This is a genomic window from Clostridium hominis (assembly GCF_014287825.1).
Lineage (GTDB): Bacteria > Bacillota > Clostridia > Clostridiales > Clostridiaceae > Clostridium > Clostridium hominis.
The window spans coordinates 22,664-38,075 of the sequence record NZ_JACOOO010000013.1 but is presented as its reverse complement, the minus strand read 5'-3'; the positions used below and the strand labels follow the sequence as shown (position 1 = coordinate 38,075).

The following is a 15,412-nucleotide window of genomic DNA, read 5'->3' as shown; positions in this document are numbered from 1 at the left end:
TTTTAATTTTCCCAAGAACTAAAATAATATACACATCATTTCTTCAATTGTTATGTTGAGGGTTGATATCACCTTTGTTATAATTAGCTTAAAGGTAATAGAACCAAGAAAGGTAGAGAATATTTATGAGCACATTTATGCTAAAAAATAAACAATTAGACTTTACTCCTGTTAGTAATATATTTATAGAAAAATATATGCCTAAAGCTCGTGGAGAATTTATTAAGGTGTATCTATTAATGCTTAAATATAATACTTGTGGCGAAATGGGTGTAACATCATCAATATTAGCTACTTCATTAAATTTGCTTGAATCTGATGTGTTAAACGCCTTAAACTATTGGAACGATGAAGGATTAATAAAACTAATTCCTATTGATAAAATGGGAAATTTCAATATTGAATTTGTTGATTTAGTTAAAGAATCAAAATCTCAAAGCAAAGAAATAAACTTACTTCAAGCCTTAAATAAGAACTCAACTAAAGATATGTTAAATGATATCGAAAGACTTTTGGGAAGACCTCTATCCCCTAAAGAAATGACTACTTATTTAAGTTGGCAAGATGATTTCAACTTTTCATCAGAATTAATACTAATTCTTTTTGAATATTGCGTATCTCGTGGAAAAAGCGATTATAGATATATAGAAAAAGTAGCAATAGCTTGGAAAGATATGAATATTTCTACTATTGAAGAAGCTCAAAATTATATAAAGAGAACTGAAGATAAATGGATAAAAATTAGACATATATTAAATTACTTAGGCATTAAAAACCCTGAATTAATGAAGCCTCAAGAAGATATGCTAGATAAATGGATAAATGATTTTAATTTCCCTCTAGACGTTATAGAAAAGGCTTGTAATATATGCTTTCAACGTCTAAATAGGGCTGATTTTAAATATATCGATGGAATCTTATCTAATTGGAATAAAAATAACCTAAAAACAATTGCTGCTATTGAAGAAAAAGATTCAAAACCTTCTACTGCTATTCAAGGAAAAGGAAATTATACTAGTAATAATAGTAAAAGATTTACTGGTCAAAATATTAATAACAAATCATCTAAAGATTATGATGATTTAGAAAAAGAACTTTTAGGATGGTATAACAATGATTAAGGGATATCAAGAAAAATTAATGAATATTTATGAAAAAATACGAGAAAATGAAAATCGTAATTTAAAAAATAGAAAAAAAGAAATTCTTCAAAAAGCTCCTGAGATAATTGAATTAGATAATACTATTCAAAAACTTTCATTAGCTTTGCCTATGGCAATATTAAAAGGTGGCTCTGAAGCTGACCTAGATAATATTAAAGCAGATATACAAGAGCTTAGAAAGCAAAAATATGAGCTATTAACCTCTTATGGATATCCTGTTGATTACCTAAATCTTCATTATCAGTGCGCTAAATGTCAAGATACTGGATATATAGGAACTCAAAGATGTAAGTGCTTTAAGAATAAGCTAGTAAACTTATATTACGAAACTTCTAAACTATCAAATAACTTAGCTACTTGCAATTTTAATAATTTTGATATAAGACTGTTTTCTCCTGAAAATGATGGGAATTATAAAAATTCTCAACGTAAAAACATGGAGAAGATTTACGAATTCGTAAGAGGTGGTTATTTACCTAATTTCGATAATGATAATACTAATTTATTATTTTATGGAGAGTCAGGCAATGGTAAGACATTCTTATCTTGGTGTATAGCTAAAGAATTATTAGATAAAGGATATTTAGTTATATATAAAACTTCTAATGATTTAATAAGAGATTTAAGAGAAATAACATTTAATAATAACTATATGCTTGAAGATTTATTAATAAACTGCGACTTATTAATAATAGATGACTTAGGCGCAGAACAAGTAACCGACTTTTCTACTAATGAATTATTTAATTTAATCAATAAGAAGCTATTAAATAATAAGAAGATGATTATATCAACGAATTTAAATCTTCCTGATATAGAAAAGAGTTATACAACTAGAGTCTATTCTCGTTTAGTTGGTAATTTTACGTTCTTTAAGTTTTACGGTAATGATGTTAGAATAAAACTTAATCTTGCAAGAATGAGATCTCAACAACAATAAATTAATTTAATATAAAAATACACTTTACTTCTTGATATTAATAATAAAATTTCTATTATTAATTGAAGTAAAGTGTATTTTTTATAATCAAATATTTTTACTACATAATATTAATTACACAAAAAAAACTCTAGAATAATCTAGAGTTTCATGGAGCTGGTGATCGGAGTCGAACCAACAACCTGCTGATTACAAGTCAGCTGCTCTGCCATTGAGCCACACCAGCATAAATATTTTATATTTTAACGCCAAAAAAAATTGGCGACTCAGAAGGGGCTCGAACCCTCGACCTCCGGCGTGACAGGCCGGCACTCTAACCAACTGAGCTACTGAGCCATTATGGTGGAAACAACAGGGATCGAACCTGTGACCCTCTGCTTGTAAGGCAGATGCTCTCCCAGCTGAGCTATGCTTCCGTATAAAATGGTGACCCCTAGGGGAATCGAACCCCTGTTACCACCGTGAAAGGGTGGTGTCTTGACCGCTTGACCAAGGGGCCATATAATGGAGCTGGTGATCGGAGTCGAACCAACAACCTGCTGATTACAAGTCAGCTGCTCTGCCATTGAGCCACACCAGCGTATATTATATAGTTTTTTAAAAAAGTGGCGACTCAGAAGGGGCTCGAACCCTCGACCTCCGGCGTGACAGGCCGGCACTCTAACCAACTGAGCTACTGAGCCATTTATGGTGGAAACAACAGGGATCGAACCTGTGACCCTCTGCTTGTAAGGCAGATGCTCTCCCAGCTGAGCTATGCTTCCATATAAAATGGTGACCCCTAGGGGAATCGAACCCCTGTTACCACCGTGAAAGGGTGGTGTCTTGACCGCTTGACCAAGGGGCCTAGGCTTTTGTTTATCACATATTATCTTTTGTACCACTTTTTAAAAAAATTGGCGACTCAGAAGGGGCTCGAACCCTCGACCTCCGGCGTGACAGGCCGGCACTCTAACCAACTGAGCTACTGAGCCATTATGGTGGAAACAACAGGGATCGAACCTGTGACCCTCTGCTTGTAAGGCAGATGCTCTCCCAGCTGAGCTATGCTTCCGTATAAAATGGTGACCCCTAGGGGAATCGAACCCCTGTTACCACCGTGAAAGGGTGGTGTCTTGACCGCTTGACCAAGGGGCCTAGGTTTCTTGCTCGTTCTCTGCCGAGCACATTAACTATAATACATAAAATTAAATATGGTGTCAACACTTTTAAACAACTTTTTTTATTTTTTTATTTTCAACTCATATTTAATCTCCTCTAGGTCAGCATTTTTACTGGTTTTTCCCCACTTTTATTTTTTTCTGCCTTTTTTAAATTTTCTATTGCCATACCGTATCTTGCTAATGAATCTTCTTTTAATTTTATTTCATTTTCTATCTTTTCGATCTCAAAACAACACATATCGAAAAATTCATTTTCATCAATCTGATCTAAATTTATATTAAATCCAACCTTTTTAAAATTTTGTCCTACAGCTAATATTTTAACCGGAATAGACTTATTTATTACAGCTATTATTTCTTTTTCCCAAATTCCTCTTTTATTTACAACATGTTTATCTCTTAATAAATTTAAATTTTCAAATTTAATATTTAATTGTGATTCTATAATTTCTAAAAGAGCTTTATATAAACCTACTGAAATTCCTCTGTTTAATTTTATCTTTAAAAAATCATTATACTTTATTAAAAATTCATCTACTTCACTTTCAGTTATAAAGTCTATTTCACTATTATTAAATACTTTAATCCCCTTGCTACTAGGATAATTTACTACTACTTGATCATAGTTCATTCTTCTAACCTTAAACTCTTTATCATAATCATCTAAAGTTTTGTCAATAATTTTAACTAGCAATAGTCTCACCTCATCAATTAGTATTCCATAGTTTTTTTACTAATATTACTGTGATAGAATAAAAGTGCAAATTAAGTTCAATTATAAATTCTAAATTACATTGAAATGATTTCTTTAATTTATAACTTTGAATTAAAAAGGAGTGTTCTTATTGATATATCATGATTTAATAATCGTTGGTGGTGGAGCTTCTGGTATGACAGCAGCTATAGTTGCTAAAGACTTTGGGCTAGATGTAGCCATAGTTGAAGGAACCGATAGAGTTGGTAAAAAAATATTAACTACTGGAAATGGTAGATGTAATATATCCAATAGATGTGTAGCTGAACCTTTTATTAATTATCATAGTAATTGTGATAATTTCTTTTCATCTGTTTTAAGTCAATTTGGTGTAGATGATACATTAAATTATTTCTTATCTTTAGGTCTTCCAATAGTACCTTTAAAAGGCGGAAAATTATATCCACAATCACTACAAGCATCTTCTGTTGTGGATATTTTAAAAATGTCACTTGAAGATAGAAATATACCTTTATACACGGGCTGTAAAATAAAAGATATCCACAAGGATAAAATTTTTAAATTATCCACAAATAACGATGAGTATAAATTATTCACATGTGAAAATTTAATTTTAGCCTGTGGAGGAAAATCTGCTCCAAAAACAGGATCAGATGGTTCAGCATATAATTTGGCAAAAAATTTAGGTCATTCTATAACAAAGCTTTTACCTGGAATAGTTCAATTAAAGTTAGACTATAATCATCTCAAAGCACTTTCAGGAGTCAAATTTGATGGTTATGCAAAATTATTTGTAAATGATGAAGAAGTAAAAGAAGATTTCGGTGAAATATTATTTACTGATTACGGTATTTCTGGTCCTCCAATACTTCAAATATCAGCTTTAGCCTCCCAAGCTACTAGCACTGGTAAAAAAACTGAAGTTGTTGTTGATCTTATGCCAAACTATACAAAAGATGAGTTAATAGATTTCTTAGAATGCCATTTTGCTATTCTTTCTCATAGACCTATATTAAATGCTTTTATAGGTGTTATTAATAAAAAAATAATACCTGTTCTATTAAAAGAATGTGGTATTACAGATTTACATATGCCATGCTATGAGCTTTCTTGGAAAGAAAAAAACAAGTTAATCCAAACTCTTAAAAGTTGGAAGTTTACTTGTACTGGAACAAATGACTTTAATCAAGCGCAAGTAACTATAGGTGGAGTTACCGCTTCAGAAATAAATCCAGATACGTTAGAATCTAAAATTGTTCCTAACCTTCACTTTGCTGGTGAAATCATGGATGTCCACGGTGATTGTGGTGGATTTAACCTGCAATGGGCTTGGAGCTCTGGATACGTAGCTGCCAAATCAATAGCTAATAAATAATTAGAAATGATAAATGGAAAATGATAAATTAAGTTCGTTAATTTATCATTTTCCATTATTAGTTTTTAATTGTTTACTTAACCCACTTTGATATTAATGTTGTTAATTCTTTTCCCTCATTGTTTTCTATCTTGTGTAGGATAATATACTCTTCATCATTTTCTTTAACTTCGCATATTGATTTTATTTCATCCCCATAAGAGCATTCTTTTTCAAAAACTACACTTAATTCAACTAAATTATTATTATATAATATCTCTACTGGCACTGACTCTAATGCCCATTCTATATATTTAACATTATTAACGTGTGTATTTGAGTCTATATCACTATATCTTACTTTAAACTCTTTTGAGTGCATTTCTTCTTTTAGTTTTTCTGGCTTAGAAACATTTATATTACATTCTTCATCTTCACTAACTCCATAAAACTCATATTGCTCTAAAGGTATTCTTACTGCTCTCCTCTTATTAATATCAATTAATAAAAATACTCCAATAGCTTCAACGATTTTATTTCCCTCTTCATCAAATATTTCATATAATCTTGATGCATAAAATCTCTTAAAACCTAAAGCATTTGTAGCTACTCTAATCTTTTCCCCATACTTAGGATATCTATTTATCTTTATATCATATTTGCAGAATACCCATGCCAAATTTCTTTCTGACATATATTCTATTCCAACTCCGATTTTTTCAGATTGCTTCGTACCTATATCGGTAAAATAATTAATTATAGATTCAATCTTGCATTGAAGCTTTACATCAACGTCATAATAATGAACTTCATATTCTCTTTCAAATCTTTTTCCCATTTAACACTCCCACTTTCTCTAATCTTATTATTACACATATTTTACCACATAAATATTATAAATATAAAAAAAGTCAGCAATGCTGACTTTAAAATCTACCGTATATAACTATTTATTTAAGGCCTCTAATAATTCACTTAATTCTATTCCATGAACCTTTGCAGCCTCTTCTACAGTTTCTGCTTGTGCAGATGGACACCCTACGCATCCCATACCAAATTGCATAAGTACATCAGCTTTATTAACATTAGCCTTTATAACCTCACCAATAGTCATTTCCTTAGTAATCAATATATTCACCTATCCTTTAATAGTGTTTTAATAACAATTAAATATATTCTATACAAGTTTTTACAATATTTCAAGGTGATTTCTAATTAAAAAGATGCCTTTTATAAATAAAGCATCTTTTTTATACAAATTATATTTTATTCCTTATGAACTAAGTCCAAATCAGCAAATTTAGAGTGAGCTCCAATCCAAGCCATTCTAACAGTTCCAACCGGGCCGTTTCTTTGCTTAGCTATTATACATTCACCAATTCCCTTATCTTCACTTTCCTTATTGTAGTATTCATCTCTATATAAGAACATAACTACGTCGGCATCCTGCTCAATTGATCCTGATTCTCTTAAGTCAGATAGCATTGGTCTATGGTCAGCTCTTTGCTCTGGAGCACGTGATAACTGCGATAACGCTATAACTGGACACTCCATCTCCTTAGCTAATGCCTTAATAGATCTTGATATTTCTGATACCTCTTGTTGTCTATTATCACTACCGGAGCTACCAGACATAAGCTGTAAGTAGTCTATAAGTATCATATCAATACCATACTCCATTTTTATCTTTCTACACTTAGATCTCATTTCCATAACACTAAGACCAGCTGTATCATCTATATACACTCTTGCCTTAGATAATGGTCCTGTAGCTCTAGCTATTCTTTCCCAGTCATCATCATCTAGATTACCTGTTCTAAGCTTTAGCATATCAACACTTGCTTGAGAGCATAGTAACTTATAAGCTAACTGCTCCTTAGACATTTCTAGAGAAAATATGACTACACTCTTACCTTCTTTTAACGCTGCATTTTCAGCTATATTAAGTGAGAATGTTGTTTTTCCCATTGAAGGTCTGGCTGCTATAAGAACCATATCCCCCTTTTGGAATCCAGATGTTTTTTCATCTAAAGCTTTAATACCTGAACCTACGCCTGTTATGGCACCCCTATTATTAAATAGCCTTTCTATCTCTAAAAATCCTCTTTCAAGAACGTTTGATAAAGGCTCATACTCTTTAGAATCTTTCTTCTCTGCTATATCAAACATCTTCTTTTGAGCTATATCAATTACTTTCCCTACATCATCACCGCTATTATAACTTTCCTCTATTATTGCTGTAGATGCTTTAATTAATTTTCTCAAAGTTGATTTTTCTTCAACTATTTTTATATATGAACTTAAGTTGGCTGTTGTTGGTACAGAAGCACTTAATTCTGATATGTAAGTAACTCCACCAGCCTTATCTAAGTTATCAGTAGTCTTTAAGTATTCTAATAATGTTACTAAGTCTACAGCCATATCTTGCGAAAACATGTGCTGTATAGCCTTGTATATTATCTTATGACCATCTCTATAAAAGTCATCTTCTTTAAGCTTTTCAAGAACCTTTGCTATAGCGCTCTTATCTATTATCATTGCACCTATAACAGACTGCTCTGCTTCAATACTCTGTGGTAAACTTCTCATCATTGGTGTTTCCATATAAGTAACCCTCCCTCCTAAGTATTCTAAATTTATTATAACAAAATCTAAAGAAATTTATATTATGTATATTAAATTTCTTTTTTTCACACAATAAAATTAAGCTTCCTACTAAGGAAGCTTAATCCACATTACTTCTCAAATACTATCTCCATAAGTTCCTCTATGCGAGTTATAGATTTAACTTCTATATCACTAAGTCCTAGAGGGACTTCTTTTTCATTATCTTTAGGGACAGCAACGAGCTTAATTCCTTTTCTTCTAGCACCATATATCTTTTCAAATATACCACCAACTGGCTTTACAGTACCTCTTAATGAAATCTCACCTGTGATAGCAATATCTTGACGTATTGGTTTATTAGTAAGAGCACTAATTATACAAACTGTTATAGCTGCTCCTGCTGAAGGGCCATCTATCTTACCTCCACCAATTACGTTAACGTGTATATCATAATCTCTTATATCTTTTTCAGTAATCTTTCTTATAACTGAAGCCGCATTAAATACAGAATCCTTTGCCATTGAACCAGCCGTATCGTTAAATTTAATAGTTCCTGCCCCTTTTTTTCTTGCTGGGAACACAGCTGCTTCAATTTCTATAGTTGATCCTATAAAGCCACTTACCCCTAATCCATATACATGCCCTACTTCAGCACTTTCTAAATTAGATATTCTTTCATAAGGTAAGTATCTACCTATAGATAATACTTCTTCTACATCGCTTATTTTTATTATTTCTTTTAAATCTTCTCCCTCAGAGTTATATAAAGAATATCCATAAGCATCTGATAATATATTTACAGCCCTTCTACCTTCAATAGTATATTGGCTAATAAGCTTTGCAACCCCATCTTCTAAAGTTACTTCTAACTTCTTAGCTGCATTTTCAATTATACCTTCTATATCTGTAGCAGATAATGGTTCAAAATAAACCTCTGTACATCTAGATCTTAAAGCTGGATTAATTTCACTTGGGTCTTTAGTAGTTGCACCTATTAAAACAAAATCAGCTGGTGCTCCATTATCAAATAAGTATTTTATATACTTTGGTATATTCTCATCATCTGGGTCATAATAAGATGATGAAAACTCCACTCTCTTATCTTCTAAAACTTTTAAAAGCTTATTTTGAAGTATTTCATCTAGTTCACCAATTTCATCGATAAATAAAACTCCACCATGAGCATCTGTAACTAAACCTGGCTTTGGTTCAGGTACCCCAATCTCAGCTAAATCTTTCTTACTTCCTTGATATATTGGATCATGTACTGAACCTAATAAAGGGTTTGTTATTTCTCTTGGGTCCCATCTTAATGTAGTACCATCAACTTCAACAAACTTTGAATCATCATCAAAAGGCGTAAATTTAAGCTTTTTAGCCTCTTCTAACGCAAGTCTTGCTGCTGATGTCTTTCCTACCCCTGGTGGCCCGTAAAGGATTATATGCTGTGGGTATGGAGATGCCATCTTTGATATTAATGACTTAACAGCTCTCTCTTGCCCAACAATCTCTTCGAATGTTTCAGGTCTTAAAAGATTCATTACATTTTTATTTATCTTTTTAGCATCTAACTTTTCTAGCTTTTCAAGCTTAAGTGCTGTTTTGCTATTTTCAGAACCCTTTTGCTTCCTTATTATAGAAAGTCTAAGCTCATCCATGAATTTATCTTGTCTCTCAACTAAACTTTTCTCTACTTCAGTTTCTATTTGTCTTTGCACATATTTTTTAGCTATATTTTCAGATATCCAATAAACTACATCCTCTAATATCTCTCTAGCTTCATCATCACTTGGAACTACTTTTGCGCCTTTTCCATCTGATGCAATAACATTAAGTGCATATATTCTCTCATTTATTTTTGGTGAATTCACATATTTGTTTAACTTAAATCTAACTGTTCTAGCTCTTACAGCACCCTCATCAAGTACATTATTAAGTATTTCAAATAATACATTCACTTTTGACTCTAATGGTAAATCACTGTCTAATATATTTTGTAATTCCAAATTCAATCCTCCTTATTGTTGAGGAACAATTATAACCTTTATCTTAGTTGATACTTCTGGATATAATTTAATTTCTACATCGTATGTTCCTGCAATTTTTATTGTTTCCATAACTACTTTTTTCTTGTCTATTGATAATTTAAATGTAGTATTAATAACTTCAGCTATATCCTTATTTGTTATAGCTCCAAATAATCTTCCATTTTCACCAGCCTTAGCTTTTACTGTAACTTCTTTACCTTTTAGTTCAGCAGCTAATTTTTGTGCAGCTTCTAATTCTGCAAGCTTCTTTCTTCTTTCATTTTCCTTCTTAGCATTAACTACATGTAAAGCATTTGCTGTAGCTTCTTCGGCTAATTTCCTAGGAAATAAATAATTTCTAGCATATCCATCTGATGCTTCTATAACATCACCTTTTTTACCCATTTTCTTAACGTCTTGTAATAAAATAACTTTCATATTATACACCTATCCTTTACCTTTTATTCTTGCCATATTCGTTCTACTTTAAATGTTTATCTATAGAACTTCTTAAAGCTTCTATAGATTCTCCAATAGGAAGTTTTAATTTAGCTCCAGCCATATTCATATGACCTCCGCCTCCAAGCTCTTCTAATATAACTTGAACATTAACATCACCAAGAGAACGACCACTTATTATTACATTATTATTTATTTCAGCTAAAACAAAGCATACCTCTATTCCTGAAATAGTTAATAACTCATCTGCAGCTCTAGCTACTATAACTGTATTATCAACATTACTTGGACAAACAGCTATTGCTACATTATCTTTTACTTCTGCATTTTTAATAGTATCTGCTATGACTAAATAGTCTTCTAAGCTATCATTAAACATTTTTTTTACTTCTAATGTATCTGCACCTATAGATCTTAAAAATGATGCTGCATCAAAAGTTCTAACTCCAGCTTTAAACTGGAACTCCTTGGTATCCATAACAATACCTGCTAATAACCCTTCAGCTTCAACCTTTGATATTCTAGGCTTTTGTACCATATATTGAATTAACTCTGTCACCATTTCTGAAGTTGATGATGCATATACCTCGATATAATTTAATAATGTACCTTCAACTATATCTGGACTTCTTCTATGATGGTCTATAATTATCTTTCTAGACACTTTTTCAACTAAATCAATATTACTTACATACCCTTTATTATGAACATCTACTACTATTAATAATGATTTCTCATTAATATTTTTTTCTGCATCATCTCTAGAAATAAATGTATTGTCATATTTACTATCATCTTGCAACTTATTCATGTAATATTCAATAGCATTTCTATCATTATCTAAAATAATATTACAATTCTTGCCCATTTGCCTAATTGTAGACCATAAACCAACTGCAGCACCTAAGCAATCCATATCTGGATTCTTATGTCCCATAATTAATATATTACTACTTTCATAGATAAGATCCTTTAATGCATGGGCAATAACTCTGGCTCTTACTCTTGTTCTCTTTTCAAACTCTCTAGTGTTTCCACCAAAGAAAATTATCTTTTCATTATTTTTTATAGCAACTTGATCTCCACCTCTACCTAGAGCAAGCTCCTTAGCTGTAACAGCATTATTATAGTTTTCTTGAGGGGTAGCTCCTCCTCTTCCTATTCCAATACTTAAAGTAAGTTCAAACTTATTACCACGTTCAATTTCAGATATTTTTTCTAATATATCAAACTTATTATTTACTTCTTCAGTAATATACTTATCTATAACAGATAATGCATATCTATTAGAATCATATTTAACAATTAATGCTTTTAGCTTTTGAGCATATAGATTTATAGTTCTTTCTACTTCAGCTACAAGTAGAGGTCTTTCACTTTCCTCTGTACTCTCAAGCACTTCTGATAAATTATCTACTTCAATTAACATTACGCTTTCTTTAGTTGTATTTAGGTCTCTTAAGTTGCTAACTTCAATAAAATATACTGCATATACATCATTAATAAGTTCATCTTCACCAGTTATTTTGCTAGCATATATACTATAAATGCAATTTTTTATCTTTATACGTTGACTTAAATCCTTATCGCATTTTAAAAGTTTTTGTAAATCTAAACTTCTTGTAATACTGATAATATTTTGCCCCTCAGTATCACTTAACTCTAATTCCTGAGTTAACCTTTTATTTGCCCATATAATATCTCCATTTTCGTTAATAAGAGCTATTGGAGCTAGCATATTTGAAATATTATCATTAATATTTAATTTTAGCTTAGATATTGTTCTTTTTCCATTTTCAACTTTAGAATGCTCATTCTTATTTAAGTAATAAAAATATATAATAAACGCCAATAATATAATACTTCCTATTATAAACTTATCATTATAAAAAAATATAATACTTATAAATACAAAAATAGCCGGTATTATTACCTGTTGGTAATCCTTAAGTTTTTCCTTCATTGAAAGCCTCCTAAGCTTTATATTATTAACGTTGTTTAATATGATTTTGAAGTTTGCTTAAATTCTTTCCTTCTCTTTCATATTCATGCTCTTCTGTAATACCAATCTTTAGCTTTTTTTTCATATCATCATCAACTTCATTACAACTATATCCTAATTTTTGTGCTAACACATATAGAATTAAAATAGCACCAGATATACAATTTAATATTGAATCTCTAGCTATGTTAGTTCCCCTAGTTAAAAGAGTATAAAGATCACCTATAAGACACAATAAGTTTGCTTTTAATTCTTCTATCATCTTAATGTTGGCCATTATATTAAAATCTTCTTTTCTCACATATTTCACCTCTATTCCACTACCCTGTAACTTATATTTTAAAGTTATTTTTATATTAATGCAACTATATAAGGGAATGTATTACAAAATATGTAAATAAGTTATATTTTTATATAACACAAAAGCCCCTGATTCTCAGGGGCTAATAATCTTATTACTATTCTGTTGTAAATGGTAATAAAGCTATATTTCTTGATCTCTTTATAGCATCTGTTAATTGTCTTTGGTGCTTAGCGCAAGTTCCAGAAATTCTTCTTGGTAATATCTTACCTCTTTCTGTAACGAACTTTCTTAACTTAGCTACATCTTTGTAATCTATTGATTCAGCTTTATCAACACAGAAAGCACATACTTTTTTTCTAGATCTTCTCATTTTTCCAGATCTTTTCATATCTCTCATGCTATTTCCCTCCTTGTAAAATTAATTAGACTTTCTAGAATGGCATATCTCCGTCATCGACTGGAGTCATATCCTCTTCGAAATTCATTCCACCAAATACATCATTATTTGATGAATGTGAATAATCAGATCCGCCACCGAATGAACTTCCATTATTACCAGCTCCATTACCCTTAGATAAGAAGCTTACACCATTAAATGTGTCAGCAACAACTTCTGTTACATATCTCTTAGTGCCGTCCTTTGCATCATATGATCTAACTGAAATTCTACCGCTTATAGCAATTTGACTACCCTTACTCATATATTGAGCAGTGTTTTCAGCTTGCTTTCCCCATATTACTACAGGAATAAAATCAGCAGTTCTTTCGCCAGATTTGCTGTTATAATTATCAACTGCTAAAGTTAGTGTTGTTACGGCAGTTCCGTTTCCTGGAGTATACTTTAACTCAGGATCTTTAGTTAATCTACCTATTAGAATTACTTTATTCATTCTTTAACACCACCTACTAGTTTTCTTGTTTAACAATGATATGTCTTATAACACCATCAGTGATTCTGAATATTCTGTCTAACTCTTTTGGTAACTCAGGGTTAGCTTCGAAATTGATTAATGTGTAGAAACCTTCGTTAACTTTCTTTATTTCGTAAGCAAGTTTTCTCTTACCCCAGAAATCAACGTTTTCGATAGTTCCTCCACCGTTTTCTATAACACCTTTAAACTTTTCGATGTTAGCTTTTACAGCTTCTTCATCAAATGATGGGTGTAGTATAAATATAGTTTCGTACTTTCTCATCATTTTCACCTCCTTTGGACTTAACGGCTGCTACATATGCAGCAGGATTACAATTTAAAAGTTTATCACTTTATGTTGACTATTTCAAGCTTTTTTTATTTTATTCTTTTGTTTTTACTACCTTTTTTGCATCTTTCTGGAATTTACGACGTGGAAGCATTATTATTCTACCACATTCAGTACACTTAATTTTCACGTCAGCACCGACTCTTATAATCTCAAAGTTCTTATTTCCACAAGGATGTTCTTTTTTCATTTCTACTACATCACCTAGTTCAAAAGTTTCTATCATTTATAATCGCCTCCTAAAAATAAAATTATTTATTTACAATATAAGTCTTAGGATATGGAATTTCTATTCCTGCTCTAGTTAATGCTTCTTTAATTTCTTTTCTTAACTCTCTTTCCATTTCCCATTGACTTAATGGTTTCGCTCTTCCTACAACTCTAATAGTTATTCCTGATGGGTTTAATGAAATAACTCCTAGCACTTCAATATGTCCTCTTAGCTTATCTTTATGCTTTTCTTCAAAAGCTTCATTGACAGACTTTATTAAATTAGTAGCTTGGTCTATGTTTTCCTCATAAGCTATATCAACATCAACTATAAATCTTATATCACCTCTTGAGTGATTTGTTACCTCTAAAATAGATCCATTAGGAATAAGATGTAAGTCTCCTGTAAAATCTCTTAAAACTGTTGTCCTAATTCCCATACTCTCAACTATACCACTAAAATTAGAAATAGTAACATGATCCCCTACCCCATATTGGTCTTCAAATAAAAGAAAAAATCCATTAATTAAATCCTTAACTAAACTTTGAGCTCCAAGACCTATAGCAAAACCTCCAGCACTCGCTAATGCAACTGGTATTTTTGCAAACACATCATAAAACATAAGTGCAACACCAACTAAATAAACAGTATACTTTAGTACACTTTTTAATACTTCACCTATAGTTATTGCCTTTTGTGGATCTAACGAAAAGCTCAATTTACTTTTTACTTGCTTATCTACAAATTTATTAATTATTTTATTTCCTATTTTTATAATTAAATTTATAGCTACAAGAATGATAACAATTCTCAAAATCATATTGAAAGATGTTTCTAGCCAACCATTTAGAATCTCTGGATCCTTAGTAAAATTTTCCCAATTCCACGCAAGCTTACCGTCCTCAGTTGTAACTATCTTAGCAAGAGATAAAATGTTATTCAACCTTTACGCCTCCTCTATTTACTTTACTAATTCATATCCGTTACTATCTCTTTTATATATTGCTTTAAATTCTATAACTTCCTCATTAATTACCCTATTAATGCTATCTTCATCCTCTAACCTTATACAAATTCCACAGCTTTGAGTTATTGTAGTTGGAGTTGGCATTATTCTAAAATTCATTCCTATTTCCTTTAACTTTTTTTCTCCACTCATAGCCGTATGAGTATTCTTAAAAACTATTATGTAATACTTCATTTTGTC

17 protein-coding genes and 11 tRNA genes are annotated in these 15,412 nt (G+C 31.1%); 3 read left to right on the top strand and 25 right to left on the bottom strand.

What is annotated here, in order from left to right; all coding sequences use genetic code 11:
• Positions 1-125 precede the first annotated feature (125 nt).
• The gene (locus H8S20_RS07030) at positions 126-1,121 is read left to right on the top strand and encodes a DnaD domain protein (protein ID WP_032116783.1); all 996 of its coding nucleotides are present in this window, start codon (positions 126-128) and stop codon (positions 1,119-1,121) included.
• Positions 1,114-2,103, top strand: coding sequence for an ATP-binding protein (locus tag H8S20_RS07025; RefSeq protein ID WP_032116784.1), 990 nt, complete (start codon positions 1,114-1,116; stop codon positions 2,101-2,103). The genes H8S20_RS07030 and H8S20_RS07025 overlap by 8 nt, the downstream gene beginning before the upstream one ends.
• Before the next feature lie 151 nt (positions 2,104-2,254).
• Here the strand turns inward: H8S20_RS07025 and H8S20_RS07020 are convergent.
• The 12 genes from H8S20_RS07020 to H8S20_RS06965 form a co-directional block, all read right to left on the bottom strand.
• Positions 2,255-2,329: transfer RNA gene (locus H8S20_RS07020), tRNA-Thr, on the bottom strand.
• A 33-nt stretch (positions 2,330-2,362) separates the two neighbouring features.
• A tRNA-Asp gene (locus H8S20_RS07015) sits at positions 2,363-2,439 on the bottom strand.
• Between the two features lie 4 nt (positions 2,440-2,443).
• Positions 2,444-2,519, bottom strand: a tRNA-Val gene (locus tag H8S20_RS07010).
• An 8-nt stretch (positions 2,520-2,527) separates the two neighbouring features.
• Positions 2,528-2,602, bottom strand: a tRNA-Glu gene (locus H8S20_RS07005).
• A 6-nt stretch (positions 2,603-2,608) separates the two neighbouring features.
• Positions 2,609-2,683 (bottom strand) — tRNA-Thr (locus tag H8S20_RS07000).
• A 26-nt stretch (positions 2,684-2,709) separates the two neighbouring features.
• A tRNA-Asp gene (locus tag H8S20_RS06995) sits at positions 2,710-2,786 on the bottom strand.
• 5 nt (positions 2,787-2,791) lie between these two features.
• Positions 2,792-2,867: transfer RNA gene (locus H8S20_RS06990), tRNA-Val, on the bottom strand.
• 8 nt (positions 2,868-2,875) lie between these two features.
• Positions 2,876-2,950, bottom strand: a tRNA-Glu gene (locus H8S20_RS06985).
• A 50-nt stretch (positions 2,951-3,000) separates the two neighbouring features.
• Positions 3,001-3,077 (bottom strand) — tRNA-Asp (locus H8S20_RS06980).
• A gap of 4 nt (positions 3,078-3,081) precedes the next feature.
• Positions 3,082-3,157 (bottom strand) — tRNA-Val (locus H8S20_RS06975).
• Between the two features lie 8 nt (positions 3,158-3,165).
• Positions 3,166-3,240, bottom strand: a tRNA-Glu gene (locus tag H8S20_RS06970).
• A 120-nt stretch (positions 3,241-3,360) separates the two neighbouring features.
• Entirely contained in the window at positions 3,361-3,960 is a 600-nt protein-coding gene (locus H8S20_RS06965; protein WP_032116785.1) for a hypothetical protein, read from the bottom strand.
• Positions 3,961-4,111: 151 nt separating this feature from the next.
• Between H8S20_RS06965 and H8S20_RS06960 the strand changes: the two genes are divergently transcribed.
• Positions 4,112-5,356: a BaiN/RdsA family NAD(P)/FAD-dependent oxidoreductase gene (locus H8S20_RS06960; RefSeq protein ID WP_032116787.1), complete on the top strand. Its 1,245-nt coding sequence runs from the start codon at positions 4,112-4,114 to the stop codon at positions 5,354-5,356.
• 73 nt (positions 5,357-5,429) lie between these two features.
• On the opposite strand, the gene H8S20_RS06955 is transcribed toward H8S20_RS06960, so the two are convergent.
• The 13 genes from H8S20_RS06955 to H8S20_RS06895 form a co-directional block, all read right to left on the bottom strand.
• The gene (locus tag H8S20_RS06955) at positions 5,430-6,173 is read right to left on the bottom strand and encodes an acyl-[acyl-carrier-protein] thioesterase (protein ID WP_032116788.1); all 744 of its coding nucleotides are present in this window, start codon (positions 6,171-6,173) and stop codon (positions 5,430-5,432) included.
• Between the two features lie 108 nt (positions 6,174-6,281).
• A complete protein-coding gene (locus H8S20_RS06950; RefSeq protein WP_032116789.1) occupies positions 6,282-6,464 on the bottom strand; it encodes a DUF1858 domain-containing protein in 183 nt (60 codons plus the stop codon).
• A 137-nt stretch (positions 6,465-6,601) separates the two neighbouring features.
• Positions 6,602-7,939 (bottom strand): replicative DNA helicase, encoded by a 1,338-nt coding sequence (locus tag H8S20_RS06945; protein WP_032116790.1) that lies wholly within the window; start codon positions 7,937-7,939, stop codon positions 6,602-6,604.
• A gap of 131 nt (positions 7,940-8,070) precedes the next feature.
• Complete coding sequence (gene lonC / locus H8S20_RS06940) at positions 8,071-9,948, bottom strand: Lon family ATP-dependent protease (RefSeq protein WP_243177551.1); 1,878 nt, start codon at positions 9,946-9,948, stop codon at positions 8,071-8,073.
• A 12-nt stretch (positions 9,949-9,960) separates the two neighbouring features.
• Positions 9,961-10,407 carry a 50S ribosomal protein L9 gene (gene rplI, locus H8S20_RS06935; RefSeq protein WP_032116793.1) on the bottom strand — a complete coding sequence of 149 codons (447 nt, stop codon included), beginning with the start codon at positions 10,405-10,407 and terminating at the stop codon, positions 9,961-9,963.
• A 43-nt stretch (positions 10,408-10,450) separates the two neighbouring features.
• The gene (locus tag H8S20_RS06930; RefSeq protein ID WP_032116794.1) at positions 10,451-12,391 is read right to left on the bottom strand and encodes a DHH family phosphoesterase; all 1,941 of its coding nucleotides are present in this window, start codon (positions 12,389-12,391) and stop codon (positions 10,451-10,453) included.
• Between the two features lie 25 nt (positions 12,392-12,416).
• Complete coding sequence (locus tag H8S20_RS06925; RefSeq protein ID WP_032116795.1) at positions 12,417-12,731, bottom strand: MazG-like family protein; 315 nt, start codon at positions 12,729-12,731, stop codon at positions 12,417-12,419.
• Between the two features lie 157 nt (positions 12,732-12,888).
• Positions 12,889-13,131, bottom strand: coding sequence for a 30S ribosomal protein S18 (rpsR, locus tag H8S20_RS06920; protein ID WP_032116796.1), 243 nt, complete (start codon positions 13,129-13,131; stop codon positions 12,889-12,891).
• 34 nt (positions 13,132-13,165) lie between these two features.
• Complete coding sequence (locus H8S20_RS06915) at positions 13,166-13,624, bottom strand: single-stranded DNA-binding protein (protein WP_032116797.1); 459 nt, start codon at positions 13,622-13,624, stop codon at positions 13,166-13,168.
• 16 nt (positions 13,625-13,640) lie between these two features.
• Positions 13,641-13,928, bottom strand: coding sequence for a 30S ribosomal protein S6 (rpsF, locus tag H8S20_RS06910; protein WP_032116798.1), 288 nt, complete (start codon positions 13,926-13,928; stop codon positions 13,641-13,643).
• Between the two features lie 100 nt (positions 13,929-14,028).
• Positions 14,029-14,220: a DUF951 domain-containing protein gene (locus H8S20_RS06905; RefSeq protein ID WP_032116799.1), complete on the bottom strand. Its 192-nt coding sequence runs from the start codon at positions 14,218-14,220 to the stop codon at positions 14,029-14,031.
• 25 nt (positions 14,221-14,245) lie between these two features.
• Complete coding sequence (locus H8S20_RS06900) at positions 14,246-15,148, bottom strand: mechanosensitive ion channel family protein (protein WP_243177550.1); 903 nt, start codon at positions 15,146-15,148, stop codon at positions 14,246-14,248.
• A gap of 18 nt (positions 15,149-15,166) precedes the next feature.
• Positions 15,167-15,406: a putative Se/S carrier protein gene (locus H8S20_RS06895; RefSeq protein WP_186859642.1), complete on the bottom strand. Its 240-nt coding sequence runs from the start codon at positions 15,404-15,406 to the stop codon at positions 15,167-15,169.
• Positions 15,407-15,412: the final 6 nt, after the last annotated feature.